General features: G+C 68.2%; 11 protein-coding genes. All 11 read right to left on the bottom strand.

The genetic code is table 11. From position 1 onward, the window contains the following. Positions 1–270: 270 nt before the first annotated feature. The 11 genes from WEA80_12665 to rpsF all read right to left on the bottom strand — a co-directional run bounded on the left by WEA80_12665 (position 271) and on the right by rpsF (position 14303). A complete protein-coding gene (locus tag WEA80_12665) occupies positions 271–939 on the bottom strand; it encodes an outer membrane lipoprotein carrier protein LolA (protein ID MEX1187435.1) in 669 nt (222 codons plus the stop codon). Between the two features lie 16 nt (positions 940–955). Beyond that, the gene (gene aroF / locus WEA80_12670; protein MEX1187436.1) at positions 956–1987 is read right to left on the bottom strand and encodes a 3-deoxy-7-phosphoheptulonate synthase; all 1032 of its coding nucleotides are present in this window, start codon (positions 1985–1987) and stop codon (positions 956–958) included. A gap of 72 nt (positions 1988–2059) precedes the next feature. Beyond that, complete coding sequence (gene smc, locus WEA80_12675) at positions 2060–5581, bottom strand: chromosome segregation protein SMC (GenBank protein MEX1187437.1); 3522 nt, start codon at positions 5579–5581, stop codon at positions 2060–2062. Continuing rightward, on the bottom strand, positions 5581–6876 hold the full coding sequence (locus tag WEA80_12680) for a hypothetical protein (GenBank protein ID MEX1187438.1): 1296 nt from the start codon (positions 6874–6876) through the stop codon (positions 5581–5583). The genes smc and WEA80_12680 overlap by 1 nt, the downstream gene beginning before the upstream one ends. Next, on the bottom strand, positions 6873–8333 hold the full coding sequence (locus WEA80_12685; protein MEX1187439.1) for an SPOR domain-containing protein: 1461 nt from the start codon (positions 8331–8333) through the stop codon (positions 6873–6875). The genes WEA80_12680 and WEA80_12685 overlap by 4 nt, the downstream gene beginning before the upstream one ends. A 98-nt stretch (positions 8334–8431) precedes the next feature. Then, a complete protein-coding gene (locus WEA80_12690) occupies positions 8432–11635 on the bottom strand; it encodes a BamA/TamA family outer membrane protein (GenBank protein ID MEX1187440.1) in 3204 nt (1067 codons plus the stop codon). Next, positions 11632–12006 carry a ribosome silencing factor gene (rsfS, locus tag WEA80_12695; protein ID MEX1187441.1) on the bottom strand — a complete coding sequence of 125 codons (375 nt, stop codon included), beginning with the start codon at positions 12004–12006 and terminating at the stop codon, positions 11632–11634. The genes WEA80_12690 and rsfS overlap by 4 nt, the downstream gene beginning before the upstream one ends. A 119-nt stretch (positions 12007–12125) precedes the next feature. Beyond that, on the bottom strand, positions 12126–12569 hold the full coding sequence (gene rplI, locus WEA80_12700; protein ID MEX1187442.1) for a 50S ribosomal protein L9: 444 nt from the start codon (positions 12567–12569) through the stop codon (positions 12126–12128). Between the two features lie 152 nt (positions 12570–12721). Continuing rightward, the gene (locus WEA80_12705; GenBank protein MEX1187443.1) at positions 12722–13711 is read right to left on the bottom strand and encodes a DUF2232 domain-containing protein; all 990 of its coding nucleotides are present in this window, start codon (positions 13709–13711) and stop codon (positions 12722–12724) included. Position 13712: 1 nt separating this feature from the next. Then, complete coding sequence (gene rpsR / locus WEA80_12710) at positions 13713–13934, bottom strand: 30S ribosomal protein S18 (protein ID MEX1187444.1); 222 nt, start codon at positions 13932–13934, stop codon at positions 13713–13715. 3 nt (positions 13935–13937) lie between these two features. Then, positions 13938–14303 (bottom strand): 30S ribosomal protein S6, encoded by a 366-nt coding sequence (gene rpsF, locus WEA80_12715; GenBank protein MEX1187445.1) that lies wholly within the window; start codon positions 14301–14303, stop codon positions 13938–13940. Positions 14304–14537: the final 234 nt, after the last annotated feature.

Genomic DNA, 14537 nt, shown 5'->3' on the forward strand with positions numbered 1-14537 from the left:
AACTGAGATTTGGACAGATCTTGCTAGACATCAGTATCAAGTCAACAGGGGAGGTGGAGTACCAACTTCAGCTTGCGCGGGATTTTGGGCTCGTCTCGGACCGCAACTGGAGATCGCTGGCAGAAGATGCGATCGAAGTACGGCGAATGCTGGTCGGTCTTCGCAAGAAAGTGTTACGGGATCTGTCTCAGAAGCAGTTGTCTGACAGCTGACTTCTGACTGCTTCGAGCTCACAGCCCGGATTCCAGTGAGCCGCGCTCGTGGGGTTGCCTACTGTCGCCCGAGCTGTCCCTGATCTATCACCCTCACCCCTCTCGGCGGCGTGAACCGGAACGCCGACGCCGGCACCGCAACATTCGCCTGAATCGAAGTCAGCGTCACGTTCCGCACCAACCCGCTCGGCTCCGTCACCTCGAATCTCCTCACGAGCGAATTCCGCGTATCTATCCAAACCTTCGCCTTCGTGAAAGTCTCGCGGCCCTTCGGCGTCAGCAGCACCACTATCGTCGCCCGCCCGCCGACCGTCGCCGTCCCGCCGTCCGCGATATTGAACCGCGACCTCGGCGACCGCAGCAGCTGCGACGCGGGATCGAGCCGCTCGGCCTCGCTTCCACCGGGCCTCATCTTCATCACCTGTCCGGGAGTCGTGCTCGGCAGGTACACCCACACCGCGCTTCCGTCGGCGATGATCTTGTCGCCCGCTGGATCGGTGAAGGTGATCGCCAGTAGATCCGGCGCCTTCCGCAGCACCTGGCCGCGCGCGTTGATCCGGTTCCCGGTCAGCGGGTTGGTGATGACCTGGGTGAATTGCACCTTCGCGGTGCGCATTTTGGCGTGCTCCGCGGCCGCGCGATCCACTAGATCGCCAAGCGATTGAGCTGGCAGGCCGGAGGCCGCGGCGGCACCGAGGGCGACGGAAAAAGCGATCGATTTGAGCATGACGAGAGGTACCCTGCTAGACGCGTACCGTTCCGGCGGGCTGGGTTATCTCGCGGCCGATGGCGGCCGCCACTCCGCGCAGCTCTTCCATCAGCGCGGAGAACTGCTCGGGATACAGCGACTGCGCTCCGTCCGAGAGCGCCCGCTCGGGCTCCGGATGCACCTCGAGCAACAAGCCGTCCGCGCCCGCGGCGAGCGCGGCCCGCGCCATGGGCCCGACCATGTCGCGCCGCCCGGTGCCGTGGCTCGGGTCTGCCACGATCGGCAGGTGCGACAGTTGATGCACGGTCGGTATGGCGGTGAGATCGAGCATGTTGCGCGTCGCCGTGTCGAAGGTGCGAACGCCGCGCTCGCACAGGATCACCTGCGTGTTTCCTTCGGCCAGGATGTACTCCGCGCTCAGCAGCAGGTCGTGGATGGTCGCCGCCATGCCGCGCTTGAGCAGCACCGGCTTGCCGATCCGCCCCACGGTCTTGAGCAGGGAATAGTTCTGCATGTTCCGCGCGCCGATCTGAATGCAGTCGGCGACCTCGGCCACCAGGTGCGCGCCCTCGTCGTCCATCGCCTCCGTCACGATCGCCAGCCCGGTCTCCCGCTTCGCCACGGCGAGCAGCTCGAGACCCTGCTTGCCGAGCCCCTGGAACGAGTACGGCGAGCTGCGCGGCTTGTACGCGCCCCCGCGCAACGCGCTCGCGCCGGCGTCGCGCACCGCGCGCGCCGCGGCGATGATCTGCCGCTCGCCTTCGACCGAGCACGGCCCCGCCACGACCGGCGCCGTATCACCGCCGAACGAGACGCCGGGCGCGATCGTCACGATGGTGTTCTCCGGCCGCCACTCGCGCGACACCTGCTTGTACGGCTGGGTGACGTGAATGACCTGCGCGACGCCCGCGAGCGCCTCCAGCCGCGACGAATTGATCCGCCCGTCGTTGCCGACGATTCCCACCGCGGTCCGCTGCGCGCCCGGCATCGGGCGCGCCGAGTATCCCATCTCCTCGATGATCTCGACGACCCTGTCTATCTCGGCGCTCGTAGCGCCGTGCTTCATCACAACCAGCATTCTATGCCGTTCGCTTTATGTAGTTAGGGCGCAGGCCGCAGTACGCAGCACAAAGCGCCGTTAAGCGACCAACGAAGCAGCGCTTTCGTCACGCGCCTCGGCCTCAGCCGCCTTGTCGCCGGTCAGCCGGACGCTCACGAGACTCGAAACCCCCGGCTCCTGCATCGTCACACCATACACCGCGTCCGCCGCTTCGGTAGTGGTCCGCGGGTTGTGCGTGATAACGATGAACTGGGTCTTCTTCTTGAACTCGTTCAGCATTCGCACGAACCGGCCGATGTTCTGGTCGTCCAGCGGCGCGTCCACCTCGTCCAGCAGGCAGAACGGGCTGGGCTTGTTGAGGAAGATCCCGAACAGCAGCGACAGCGCCACCAACGCGCGCTCACCGCTCGAGAGCAGGTGAATCCGCTGGGTCCGCTTGCCGCGCGGCGACGCGTGGATCTCGATGTCGCCCTCGAGCGGCGTGTCGGGATTCTCCAGCCGCAGATCGCACTCGCCGCCGCCGAACAGCGTGACGAAGATCCGCTTGAAGTTCTCCCGCACGGCGACGAACGTCGTCAGGAACAGATCGCGCGCGGTCACGTCGATCTCGCGGATCGCCTGATGCAGCGACGCCTTGGCCGACGCGAGATCGGCGCGCTGCGCCGTGAGGAACTCGAGTCGCTTCGATTCCTCGTCGTGCTCCTCGATGGCCAGCGGGTTCACGGGCCCGAGCGCGTCGGCCTGCTCGCGCAGCGCGGCCGCCTCGGCGCGCAGCTCGTCGTCCGACAGCTCCAGCGGCTCCGCGGACGCCAGCAGCTCTTCGAGCGGCTTCCGCCACTCGATCTCGAGCCGCTCGCGGATGTTCGTCTGCTTCCCCGACAGCTCGCTGTGCCGCAGCTCCCCGGTGTGCAGCTCCTCCCGCGTGGCGTGCGCGCGGCGGCGAATCGCGTCCAGCTCGTGCTCCGCGCGGGTAAGGTCTTCGTCGGCGGTCTTCACCCCCAGCTCGGCCGCGGCCATCCGGGCCTCGACGTCCTTGTACGTGGCGTCGAGCGCCTCGAGATCCAGCCGCGACTTGGCGAGCTGCTCGCCGAGGTGCGCGTCGGACTGCGACAGCGTGGACAGCTCGCTCACCAGCGACTCCACGCGCGTGGACGCGGAGGCCAGCTTTTCATCGAGATGCCGCTCGCGGTCCTGCGCGACCTGCAATCGCGCTTCGGCCTGCGCCTTCGCCACCTGGGCTTCGGTGCGACGGTCGCGCGCCGCTTCCTGCTTGCGCTCCGCGTCGACGAGCAGCTCGCGCGCGGCCGCGATCTCGGTGTCGCGCTCGCTGGTGTGCTCGCGCTGCGCCTGGAGCTGCGTGTCCACGCCCGTCATGCGCTTGCCCAACTCGCTCCGGCGCTCGTCGATTCGCGCGCGCGCGGCCGCGGCTTCCGCCAGCTCCCGCGCGGTGCGCTGGTGCTGCCGGTGCAGCTCGGAGAACCGGTCCTCGGCCTGCCGGGTGTCCCGCGTAGCGGTGGCGACGGCGGCGTTCGCGGTCTCGAGCACGGCCTCTGACGCCGCTAGCGAGTGCCGCGCCGCGCGTGACCGCGCCGACGATTCCGCGTGCCGCGCGCGCGCCTCCGTGAGCCGGTCGGCCAGCTCGCCAAGCTCGGCTTTGCGTCGCAATGGTCCCGGGCCCGCGAGCGCGCCCGGCAGCCACACCGCGCCGCGCGCATCCACGAACGCGGTTCCTTCGCCGATCGGTCTCGTGCCGCCGAGCAGAGCCCGCACCCAGCGATCCGCCGGCGCGGCCGGAGTGACGCTGCGCAGCAGCTCGTCCGCTTCCTGCGACGACGCGACATCCGGCGCGCGGTCAACGGGCAAGAGGAGCAGGGGGCCGGGGTTGGCGCGCAGGTGCCACTCGCGCACGGCGTCGGCGACGCCCGCGTCGCGCACGAGCACCGCGTGCACGCCCGCGCCGAGGAACCTCTCGACGAGTCCGGCGGCGGCCGTGCCCGCGGTGATGAAATCGCTGAGCGGTCCGAGAATCGCGCCGGCGCCGAACTGCTCGCGCTCCTCCAGCAGACGCGCGGCGGCGGGCGCGAGCCCGACGCGCTCGCTCTCGAGCGCCTCCAGCGCGTGCATCCGCGCTTCCATCGCAGTCTGCTCTTCGCCCACGCTCAGCATCTCCGCGCGCGCGAGCGCCTCGGAGTCGCGCGCAATACGCACGGACGCCTCCGCTTCGGCGGCGGTGGCTTCGGCCGCGGCGAGCTCCGTGCGCGCTATCTCGAGGCCGTCGCGCGCGGAATTCATCTCGCGCTCCAGCCCGCCCGCGGTCTCGCGCAGTTGTTGCTCTTCCTGCGACAGCGCCACGAGCCGCTGCTCCAGCTCGCCCAGCTCCCGCTCGGCCGCGTCGCGGTCCAGCGTAAGGCGGTGCAGATGCTCAGACAGATCGCGAGCCTTCCGCTCGGCGGCCTCGAGCGACGCGCGCGCGGCGGCAAGCGCGCCGCGGACTTCTTCCTCGGCACCGACTTCCTTCTGCACCGCGTCGATCGCTTCGGTCAGCTCGTACTCCAGCTGCGCGCGCTCTTCCGCCGACCGCGCGCGCTCGGCCGCTACGCGCTCCGCGACCGCGCCGCCCTCGCGGTGCTCCTGCTCCGCCTTCTCCCGCCGCATGAGCGCATGCCGCTGCCGCTCTTCCGCGACCATGATCTCGCGCCGCAGCGAGTCGAGCGCGTCGCGCTGCTCGGTGGCCAGCCGCGTCAGCTCGGCGCGCTGAGCTTCGGTCGCCGCGCGCAGGCCGTGCGCGGCGTCGCGCGCGGCTTCGGCGCGAGTGACCTCCGCTTCCGCCAGCGGCGCGGCCTCGCGCAGCCCGGCGACTTTGGCGCCGAGGTCGGCGAACTCTCCGTGCCACGACGCCATCTCGCGCGCGGCCAGCGCGATCTCGACCGTGAATCGCCGCTTCGAGATCTCCTCCGCGCGCTCGGCTTTCTTTCGCTGCCGCGCCAGCGACCGCACCTGCGACTGCACTTCGCTCAGCAGGTCGTCGAGCCGCGAGAGATCGACCGTGGTCTCCTCGAGGCGCCGCTCAGCAGTGCGCTTGCGGTCGCGGTACAGGCTGACGCCCGCGGCTTCCTCGAACAGCTCGCGGCGCTCGTCGGGCTTGTCGGACAGGAGCGCGTCGATCATGCGCGCTTCGATCACCACGCCGGCGTCCGCGCCGAGTCCGGTGCCGCGCATCATGTCGTGAATGTCGCGGAGGCGGCACGCCGAGCGGTTGAGGAAGTACTCGCTCTCGCCCGAGCGGCTCAGCCGCCGCGTCACGACGACTTCGCGGAACGGGACGTCGAGCCCGCCGTCGTCGTTCTCGAAGTGGAGCGAGACTTCGGCGATGTTGACCGGCCGGCGCGCGGACGACCCCTGGAAGATCACCTCTTCCATCTTGGCGCCGCGCAGCGCTCGCGCGCGCTGCTCGCCGAGCACCCAGCGCACCGCGTCGGACACGTTGGACTTGCCGCATCCGTTCGGACCGACGATCGCGGTCACGCCCGGCTCGAAGCTGAACTCCGTCAGGTCGGCGAACGACTTGAATCCATGCAACTCGAGCTTGGTCAGCCGCACTAAAGAGTTCTCCCTTTCCGGTATACCAGCAGCGATCGAATCCCCGCCGAGCTCAGCGAGTCCTGCAACACCGCCGCGTCCGCCGGCGCGGCGAACGCCCCCGCGTACACGAGCGCGGTTCCCTCCGGCTGCAGCAACGCGTAGACCGGCAGTCCGCGGGCCAGATATTTCTGCAGCGCGCCCGGGACGCCCCCGGCGGTAGCCACGCTGTCCACGAGGAGCGCGAACGGCACGCGCACCACGAACCCCGCGGACTCGGCGACCACCCGCGACCGGCGAACAGCGACGAGCAGCGAATCAGCGCTCCGGATTTCAGGGTATGCGCCTCCGACGACACGATACCAGGTGATTCGATCGGGCCCCACGGGCACCGGCGAGATCGTTCCGGCCGGGACTGCTTTCAGCTTCTCGCGCAGCTCAAAGTTAGCACCTTCGAGGGTGTTTGCCGCGAGAAATTCCACCGCGTACGCCGCTGCCACGGCGGAGTCGCGGGGGTTGCCCACGAGCACGCTGTCGGGTGCCGGCGGCGCCGGGACGGCGATGGGCGCGCTCACGCGCGGCGCGGCGTTCTCCGAGCTGGGCGCTCTTTGCGTGATGAGGAACGTCGTCACGGCCAGCACGAGCACCAGCGCTGCCAGGCCGGCCGACGCATACGCGCGGGGCGACAGCCCCGCCGGCAGCAGCCGTTCGTCCTCCATGGGGATCTCGCGCGTGGGACGCGGCCGCTTCGGCAGCGGTGGGCTGTCCGGCGAGGGGATCCGCTTGAGGACGAGGAATTGCGGCGGCGGATTCACCAGCGCCTTGCCGACGACTACCGCGCCGTCGACGCTCTCGACCAGCCGCCGCAGCCCGGGGGCGGCGGCCGACGCCACGATCAGCAGCAGCGAGCCGTGCTTGCGGAATTCGCGCGCGAGAGCCAGCCAGCGCGTGCTCTCGTACACGCCATCCTGGCGCACGTCGTCAGTACCGCTGGGGAGGACGAACAGCCTGGACGATCCGGCGACCTGGTGCTCGAGGCGAGCGAACGACACGCCGTACAGGATCGCTTCCGTCACCCCGTCGAGGTTCCAGTCTCCCAGCAGCGCGTGGATCGGACGGACGTCGCCGCTCAGGTCGGCGATGGTGACCTTGCGACGCTCGGCTGCCGTACGCGCCAGCCCGAGCGCGACCTCGGCGGCGACTTCATCGGTCTCGCCGCAGACGACCACGGCGTGGAAGCCGTCCACCACGGAGGCGAACGCGCTTCCCGCCTCCTCCCAGCTCCGGCCGGAACGCCGGCCGCGCAACGCGCTCAAGGCTCCCCTTCGTAAACCCAGTAGGGGCGGCCCGACTCGCGGCCCACGCGCTCGGCTTCCGCGCGCAGGGCGAACGGCCCGGCGATGACGCGGTACACGCGCGTGCCCGCGGTCTGCGTGGCGACCACTCTGACGGACGAGCTGCGCAAGGATATCTCGCGCGCCGCGGCGATGGCCGCGTCCTCGGAGAGCATCGCGGCGAACGACACCGTGTAGCCCACGGGTGCCGGCGGGGGAGGCTGCGGCGCTGGCCGCGGGGCCTGCGGCGCCGGGGCGGAATCCACCGGCGCCGCGGGCCCGATCGAGTCGAAGCGCAGCGTCTCGGGCTGAGTGAACTCCACCGGCCGGTCGAGCCCGGCGGGGCGCGCGCGGAAGCCGTTCCAGGATGTGAAATACCAGAAATCCCGACCGCCGCCCTTGATCGTCCGCACGGACTGCAGCGATTCGGGCTCGATGATCTCGACGTCGGCGCCTCGCAGCGTCACCACGGCACCGTCGGGAGCGACAGTGGGAAGATCGCTCTTCCACTCGGTCTCGACACTGCCGATGAGCCTGTTGGTGCCGACGGCGATCATCCACGCCGAGTCGCCGGACGCGGGCCGGACCAAGAGGTAGCGCCCGAGCGGATCCATGCGCAGCTCGCGGGGCTGCGCGGGCAGCTCGATGGTTTCGGTCAGTCTCCCGTTGTACCTGTCGATGACGCTCACCACTTCCGCGTCACGGTTGGCCACGTAGATGCGGTCGCCGCTCGGCGTAAGCGCGACGGCGATCACCGGCGAGCGAAAGCGGACGCTGCGCGCGACGGAGAGGTCGCGGCCGGCCATGCCGATGAGCGCGGTGTCGGTCATGAAGTAAACGCGGTCGCCGATCTGGTTGCGCACGGCGGTCCCGGCGGCCGGAAGGTACGCGGTGTCGAGCAACGTCGGGTCGGGGGCGCGCATCCGCCATACCGTGGTGCGCCCGCCCTCGCGCGCCGTGACGATGAGCGAGCCGTCCGGCTGCGGGATCACGGATCGCGGCGCAGCGGGAGGGGTGAAATCCCAGTCGCCGGCGGGAGTGAACCGGCGGACGCGCGCGCCGTCTACGGCGTAGATCGCGCTGCCGTCCGCGGAAGAGATGGACGTGAGCTTGCCGCGCGACGCGATGGACACGCGCGAGAGCCGGAGGTCGAGCCGCGCGGGATTTCCGCTCGTCGTCACGAAGGAGAGCAGCCCGGCTTCCGGATCGAACGCGAGGGTTCGGTCGATCGCGCTTACCGACGGCCCGCGCCACACGACGGAATCGAGCGCGGGATAGACGTACCCGCGCGCGGCGCCGCCGGTGCGGGGGATTCGGAGCACGATCGGGTCGGGACCGCGCATCGTCCCGTTGGAGCGCTCGGTCGCGGGGCGGGGCTCGCGGTCGCCGCATGCCGCCACGAGGAGCGCGACGGCCAGGACCGATGTGTGGCTTCTCAAAGTGCTATTGGCTGTTGGCTGTTAGCTGGTGGCTTGATCCATGAGCCGACAGCGAAACAAACATTGCCAACAGCCGATAGCCAATAGCTAACCGCTGCCTAAAAGCTTGGCCCCAGCGAGAACGTCCAGTTGCCCTTCCTCTCGGGCAACGTGAGCGGAATCGCGTAGTCGAAGCGCAGCACCGCGAGCCCGAACAGGTTCATTCGAAGCCCGGCGCCCCAGCTCGTCATCGGCACGCGGTGGAGCGTGTAGTCGTAGTCGTCCGGCTTGCTGAGCGACACCTGCTGCCCCTTGGTCCACGCCAGGCCGGCGTCGTAGAACACGACCGCGTCGAGCGGCGGGAGCCCGAAGCTGGATCCGATGTCGAACCGCCGGATCAGCGGGAAGCGGAACTCAGCATTGGCTACCACCACGCGGCTGCCGACCAGCTCCGCCGTGCTGCAGGCGCTGCTCGCGCGTCCGGCCACGCCGGTGCCCAGGAACTCGTTGCACTCCGCCAGGCCGCCGTAGAAGTTCGCCCGGTCGTATCCCCGCACGAAGTCCGGCCGCCCGATGTATTTCGGGAAAAGATCTTCGTCCCGTCCCGTCGCCACCGCACCCAGCAGCCGGGTCGCGAACGTCAGCGTGTTGGGAATGATCGGGAGGTAGCCGCGGGCGTCTGCCAGGTAGTCCATCCGCTGCACGGAACCGAAACTCGGCGTCAGCTCGAGGCGCATGCGCTTGCCGGTCAACGGTCCCGTATAACCGAAGAACGCGTTGTCCGTGACGAAGGCGACGTTCGGCGAGAAGTAGTTGAGGCTCGGCGCCTTGTCCACGGTCTCGAGGAGCGGCGAGCCCACGAAGCCGCCCGGGAAGATGTCGTACTGGAAGACGAAGATCTCGCGGGAGATGCTGTTGAACTGCGCCCCCAGCTCGAACCGCGTGAACCGGTTCAGCGGATACATCGAGGCGGCGAAGACGTTTTTCTGCACGTACCGGGCAAAAAGCTGCTGAACTGTGAAGCCGCCCGTCTCCGGGTTCTCGTACAGGGTTCCGTTGTCGACCGGCAGGATCAGCGGCTGGAGGAAACCTCCGGTCGCGTACTGCAGCCGGCGGCTCATGTTGGTGTACGCGAGGAACGCGCTCGCGTCCTGGAGCCGGCCGTTCACGTTCGCCGACGCCGCGATCTGGTGGTTCCCGAGCAGGTCGCTGAAGATGATCGTCGTCCCGCCGGCGAACCCGCTCGAGCCCATGTAGTTCGGCGTGTAGCCGATGTCGGTTTGCGCTATGTAGTCGGCGCGGAACGCGGGCCGGTACTTGTATTCCTTGAAGCGCGTGATGTCGGGCAGCGCGGCTTCGGGCTGCGCGATCAGCTCGCTGATGCTGGCCGGCCTGTCCTCGGCCTCGATCTCGGCGGCGCTGAGCCGCGCCGATGCCCGCGATCCCTCAGGAGCGCGATACACCGAGCTCTGATCCGGACGCGCGGGCTCCTCGACGACCGGGACCGGCGTCACCGGAGTCGCGGCGGCCGGAGCGTGCGCCACGGCGCGGAACGGCTCGCCGCGCAGCGAGCGCGGATTCGTGACCGTCCACACGCTGTAATCGCCGTTCTCGTAGTACACCATCGCCAGCCGGTCCGCCTGCCGCGCCCAGGAGATCGCGGGGCTGTACTCGGTGATGGCGTTGACGCCCGAGACGACGTTGGTGAGCTGGTAGTGCGTCGCGCTGCCCACCTCGTACAGAAAGACGTTCGGAATTCCGGTACGGTCCGATATGAAGGCGATGGACTGGCCGTCGGGCGACCACTGCGGGTTCAGGTTGTGTCCCGCCTGTCCGGGGAGGAGCGTCACCTCGCCAGAAGCGAGGTCCAGCATGCTCATCCGCCACCCGCCAAGGCGCAGGATGTCGAGATCCAGGACGCCGCGCTCCGACGCGAACACGACGCGCGTACCGTCGGGCGACCACGACGGCTGCAGATCGCCGTACTTGTCGTTGGTGAGCTGGCGGAAGTTCTTGCCGTCCACGTCCACCATGTACAGGTCGGTGATCCCGCCGCGCGCGCCGCTGAACACGAGCCGGCGGTCGTCGGGCGACCAGGACGGGCTCATCGCGCCGTCGATCGGCAGATCTATCCGCTTCAACGTGCGCTGATTGCGCACGTCAATGATGTACAGCACGTCCTTGCCCTGGCGCTGGCCGGTGAAGGCCAGCCGGGTGCCGTCGTTGGAGAAGCTGCTCTGCGAGTAGAGCAGCCGCAGCTCCTCGAAGTTCGGGTTGGTCGTGCTCTGCACCAGCTTCTTGATGCGCTTGCCGGTGACGCCGTCACCGAGCCACAGATCGATGAAGTAGTCGCCGCGCTTCGGGTCGCCGTTGGCGAGAAACGCGATGTACTTGCCGTCGGGCGAGAGCGCCGGCGCGAGGAAGATCTCGCCGCGCGTGTTCCGCGGGGTGAGCAGCGGGGTGGCGAAGGCGCTCGGCCGGTTGAGCGTGGCGACCGTGGGCAGATACTTGGTCTGCATCGCCTCGCGCCATTCGTCGCTGAGCTGCTCCGTGGAGATTCCGAGCTCGCGCCGGAACGCGCGCTCGACGCCGATGGTGGTGATCGCCTGCAGCAGCTCGCCGACGGCTTCGTCGCCGAAGCGCTGGCCGATGTACTGCCAGACCGCCTCACCGAAGCGGTACGGGAAGTACTTGTCCGGGCGCTCGGTCATCTGCGCGATCGTCGGCAGCGTACCGTTGACGACGGCGTCGCGGATCCACGCCGACGTCAGCGGGTGCTCCGGGCCGATCGACAGGTACTCGGCCATTCCTTCCATGAACCAGAGCGGGGGATCCGCCCGCTGGAGCCGCTCGATGCCCTGGCCGGCCTTGCCGCGCGCAAAGATGTCGTACTGGAACGAGTGGGTCAGCTCGTGCGCCAGGACGTGCTCGAAGCTGCGGTAGTCGCCCGTGAACGGCAGGAGCAGGCGATGGCGGCCCGCCTCCGTGACTCCGCCCACTCCCTCGCCCAGGTCGCCGGTGACGTTGTTCTGGCCGAAGTCGGAGCGCGACGCAAAGAGGATGATCGGCTTCTTCTCGCGGAACTGGTGGCCGAGCACCCGCGACAACCGCTCGTACGCCCGCTCGGCCATCCTGGCCGCGTCGGTGATCGCGGTCTCTTCCTCGGGGTAGAAATGGATCGTGAAGTGCTCCGTCTCGAGCACGCGCCAGCGGAAATGGCGGTACTGCACCTGGTTCTGCCCGAAGTACTGCTGCGCGGGAAGGGACGTGGCCGCGGCGGCCAGCGCGACGGTCGCGAGCGCGAGAGTAAGTCTCAGTCTCATTGCAGTGCCCCCTCGGGACTGATCTCGATCGCTTCGGCGTCGCTCCAGAGCCGTTCCAGCTGGTAGAAGGAGCGCAGCGTTGGGTGAAAGAGATGGACCACGAAATCGACGTAATCGAGCAGAACCCAGCGGCCTTGCTCCAACCCTTCGACGTGATGTAGCCGGATGCCTTCCTTCTTCAGCTCCGCGATGACGTGCTCGCCGACCGAGCGGACGTGCGTATCCGACGTCCCACTGGCTATGACGAAGCAGTCCGTCATGTCGGTCACTTTTCTCAGGTCCAGCACCACCACATCGTTCGCTTTCATGTCGAGGCAGAGCGCTGCCGCTCGTTGCGCTGCTGCTACGCCGTTAGGGTCGGTTGACGCCATTCAAATGGTGCGAGGGTTCTCTGCGGGACGGTTCCCGCCAGCTAAGGTATTGCCCGACCAGCCCGAATGTTCCCGGTCAGCTCACATTCTGCATTTGCCACGCCACTTTCCGGCCGCGCTTACTGCTTGATGACCCAGACCTTTATCTCCGCGCGCACGTCGGCATGGACGCGGATCGGAACCCGGTAGACGCCGAGCGCCTTGATGGGCTCGTGCAGCTCGATCTGGCGCTTCTCGATCTTGAAACCCTGGCCCTCGAGCTGGTGGGCGATGTCGGCCGTGGTGACCGAGCCGAACAGCTTGCCTTCCTCGCCGACTCGCGCGGAAAAGGTCAGCGAGACCGGCTCCAGCTTCCTGGCCAGCTCTTCGGAGGCTTCCCGCCGCGATGCCTCGGCGGCCTCTAGCCGCTCGCGCTCCTGCTCCATCCGCTTCTTGTTGCCGGCGGTCGCCTCGTAGGCGAAGCCGCGGGGCAGGAGGTAGTTCCGGGCGAAGCCCGCGGACACGTTCACGATGTCGCCGGTGTGGCCGAGGTTGTCGACGGCCTGTCTGAGAATGACTTCCATTGGTCGAGTTGGTTGCTGGTGACTTTATTGGTGACTAGTGACTTGTGACTAGTGACTGGTGACAGGTGGAAAAGACGGAAACGATGGGTTAGGCAGTTTGTGGTTCGTAGTTACTAGTCACTAGTCACTCGTCACTAGTCACCATTAAAGTGTCAGGCAGCCTTGGCTCGGCTTCTCCAATCCAGCCAGGTGTCACTAAGTCCGAGCGCTCCAAGCGCCGGCGGGAAGAGCGAGAAGAGAACGGCCAGCACGACGAACACGCCGCCCTTGGTGACCCAGGCCAGCACGCCGAGGCCGCGGACGAAATAGAGCATCGCGAAAAATACGACGAGATTCAGCCCGACCGCCTGCGCTTCCGCGAACGCCGGCAGCAGGAGGATGGTCAGCCCCACGGCCAGCCCCCAGACCAGCTGATCGTTGAAGCGAAAGTTGCGCAGCGGGGCGAGCGGCGGGCCTATTCGCACGCGGCTCAGCCGCTGGAACACTGCCCAGCCGAGGGCGAGCGCGGCCAGCGTCTGGAGCGCGAGCAGCGCCGGCGCGAGCACCCCCGAGATCTGGGGCGCGATGCGCAGCCGCTCCTTGGTGCGCTCGAGGTTCTGCGCCACGCGTTCCGAGCTCGCAGCCGCGCCGACGATCTCGTCCGCGCCGGCGTCGAACGCTTCGAGCGTCGCCTGATTGCGGGTGACGAACTCGCCCGAGACGATCGCCTGGAGCCGCTCGAACGAGCCCGCGCGCGCGCCGAGCACGGCCAGCGCGATGACGAAGCCCGCCACCACGGTGAGGAGCGCGCGGCCGAAGAACGGACGATCCGGCCCGAGGACGGCGGCCAGGCCGAAGATGCCCGCAACGAGCAGGATCCAGCCGCGCTCGAGCCAGTAGTACGCGTCGCCGTCGACACCGGGACGGAACAGCAGCCAGAGCGCGGCGGCGAGCCACACCACGGCCGTCATCGCGGGCGCGCCGCGAATCCAGCCTACCACGGCGCAGGCCGCGATGATCGTCGTCAGCATGACGTGCCATGCCTTCACCGGCGCGTAAAAGCCCAGCACCGGCACGATGCTGACGACGATGAAGCCGATCAGCGCGAAGATGAGTCCGCGCCAGCGCTGCTTCGGGGGCTCCGGTGCTGGTGCGGCCGTCATCTCAGGCGGTGTGACCCCTCGTATAAGGAATCAGCGAGAGGAAGCGGGCCCGCTTGATCGCCGTCGCGAGCTGGCGCTGGTGCCGGGCACAGGTTCCGCTCAGCCGGCTCGGCAAAATCTTGCCGTGGTCCGTGATGAAGCGGCCGAGCGTGCGGTCGTCCTTGTAGTCGACGAAGCGGACGCGGGTCTCGCAGAACGGGCAGGATTTCTGTGGTCGTCTCATGGATCAATCCTCGTCGTCGTCATCGTCGTCGCGGCGGAGCGCGGCGGCGGCCAGCTCTTCCTGCGTCAGCGCGGGCGCGCCGACCTCGTGCTCGTGCAGGCTGATCAGGTGGCGAACGAGCCCGTCGTCGAGCTTGAGCGCGCGCTCGTATTCGGGCAGAACGGTGGGATCGGCCTCGAAGCGGGCGATCGCATAGTAGCCGTTCTCCTTATGGCCGATGGGGTAGGCGAGTTGGCGGCGACCCCAGTGGTCGACGGCGATGTCGCCTTCGATGTGCAGCAGTGAATGGAAGCGCTCGAGCTTCTCATTGATGGCGGCATCTTCGAGCGTGGAGTCGAAGATGTACACCGCCTCGTATGCGCGGGGCATGTCGGCAAACCTCCCTTCGGTCGTGGATCCGTCCCCCGCTGCTTGCCGGAGCGGGGGAAGGGTGAGTTTTTGGCCGCGAGTGCGGCGGAATGAGTCTGAAAGGTAGACGGTAGGGGCGTGTATTACAACGGGGTTAGGCGCCGTGGCGGCGGAGGTTGGGCAATTGGCTACGAGGATGTAGCAGGGGAATCCAAGATGTGAGAGGCCAGAGGACAGAATGCCAGAAGCCAGATG

It is taken from the genome of Gemmatimonadaceae bacterium (genome assembly GCA_040882285.1).
GTDB lineage: Bacteria > Gemmatimonadota > Gemmatimonadetes > Gemmatimonadales > Gemmatimonadaceae > JACDCY01.

Coding starts and splice junctions, on each gene's coding strand:
- aroF (MEX1187436.1), bottom strand. CDS start 1,987: ATGAAGCACGGCGCTACGAGCGCCGAGATAGACAGGGTCGTCGAGATC.
- rpsF (MEX1187445.1), bottom strand. CDS start 14,303: ATGCCCCGCGCATACGAGGCGGTGTACATCTTCGACTCCACGCTCGAA.
- WEA80_12705 (MEX1187443.1), bottom strand. CDS start 13,711: ATGACGGCCGCACCAGCACCGGAGCCCCCGAAGCAGCGCTGGCGCGGA.
- WEA80_12690 (MEX1187440.1), bottom strand. CDS start 11,635: ATGAGACTGAGACTTACTCTCGCGCTCGCGACCGTCGCGCTGGCCGCC.
- rplI (MEX1187442.1), bottom strand. CDS start 12,569: ATGGAAGTCATTCTCAGACAGGCCGTCGACAACCTCGGCCACACCGGC.
- rsfS (MEX1187441.1), bottom strand. CDS start 12,006: ATGGCGTCAACCGACCCTAACGGCGTAGCAGCAGCGCAACGAGCGGCA.
- WEA80_12665 (MEX1187435.1), bottom strand. CDS start 939: ATGCTCAAATCGATCGCTTTTTCCGTCGCCCTCGGTGCCGCCGCGGCC.
- rpsR (MEX1187444.1), bottom strand. CDS start 13,934: ATGAGACGACCACAGAAATCCTGCCCGTTCTGCGAGACCCGCGTCCGC.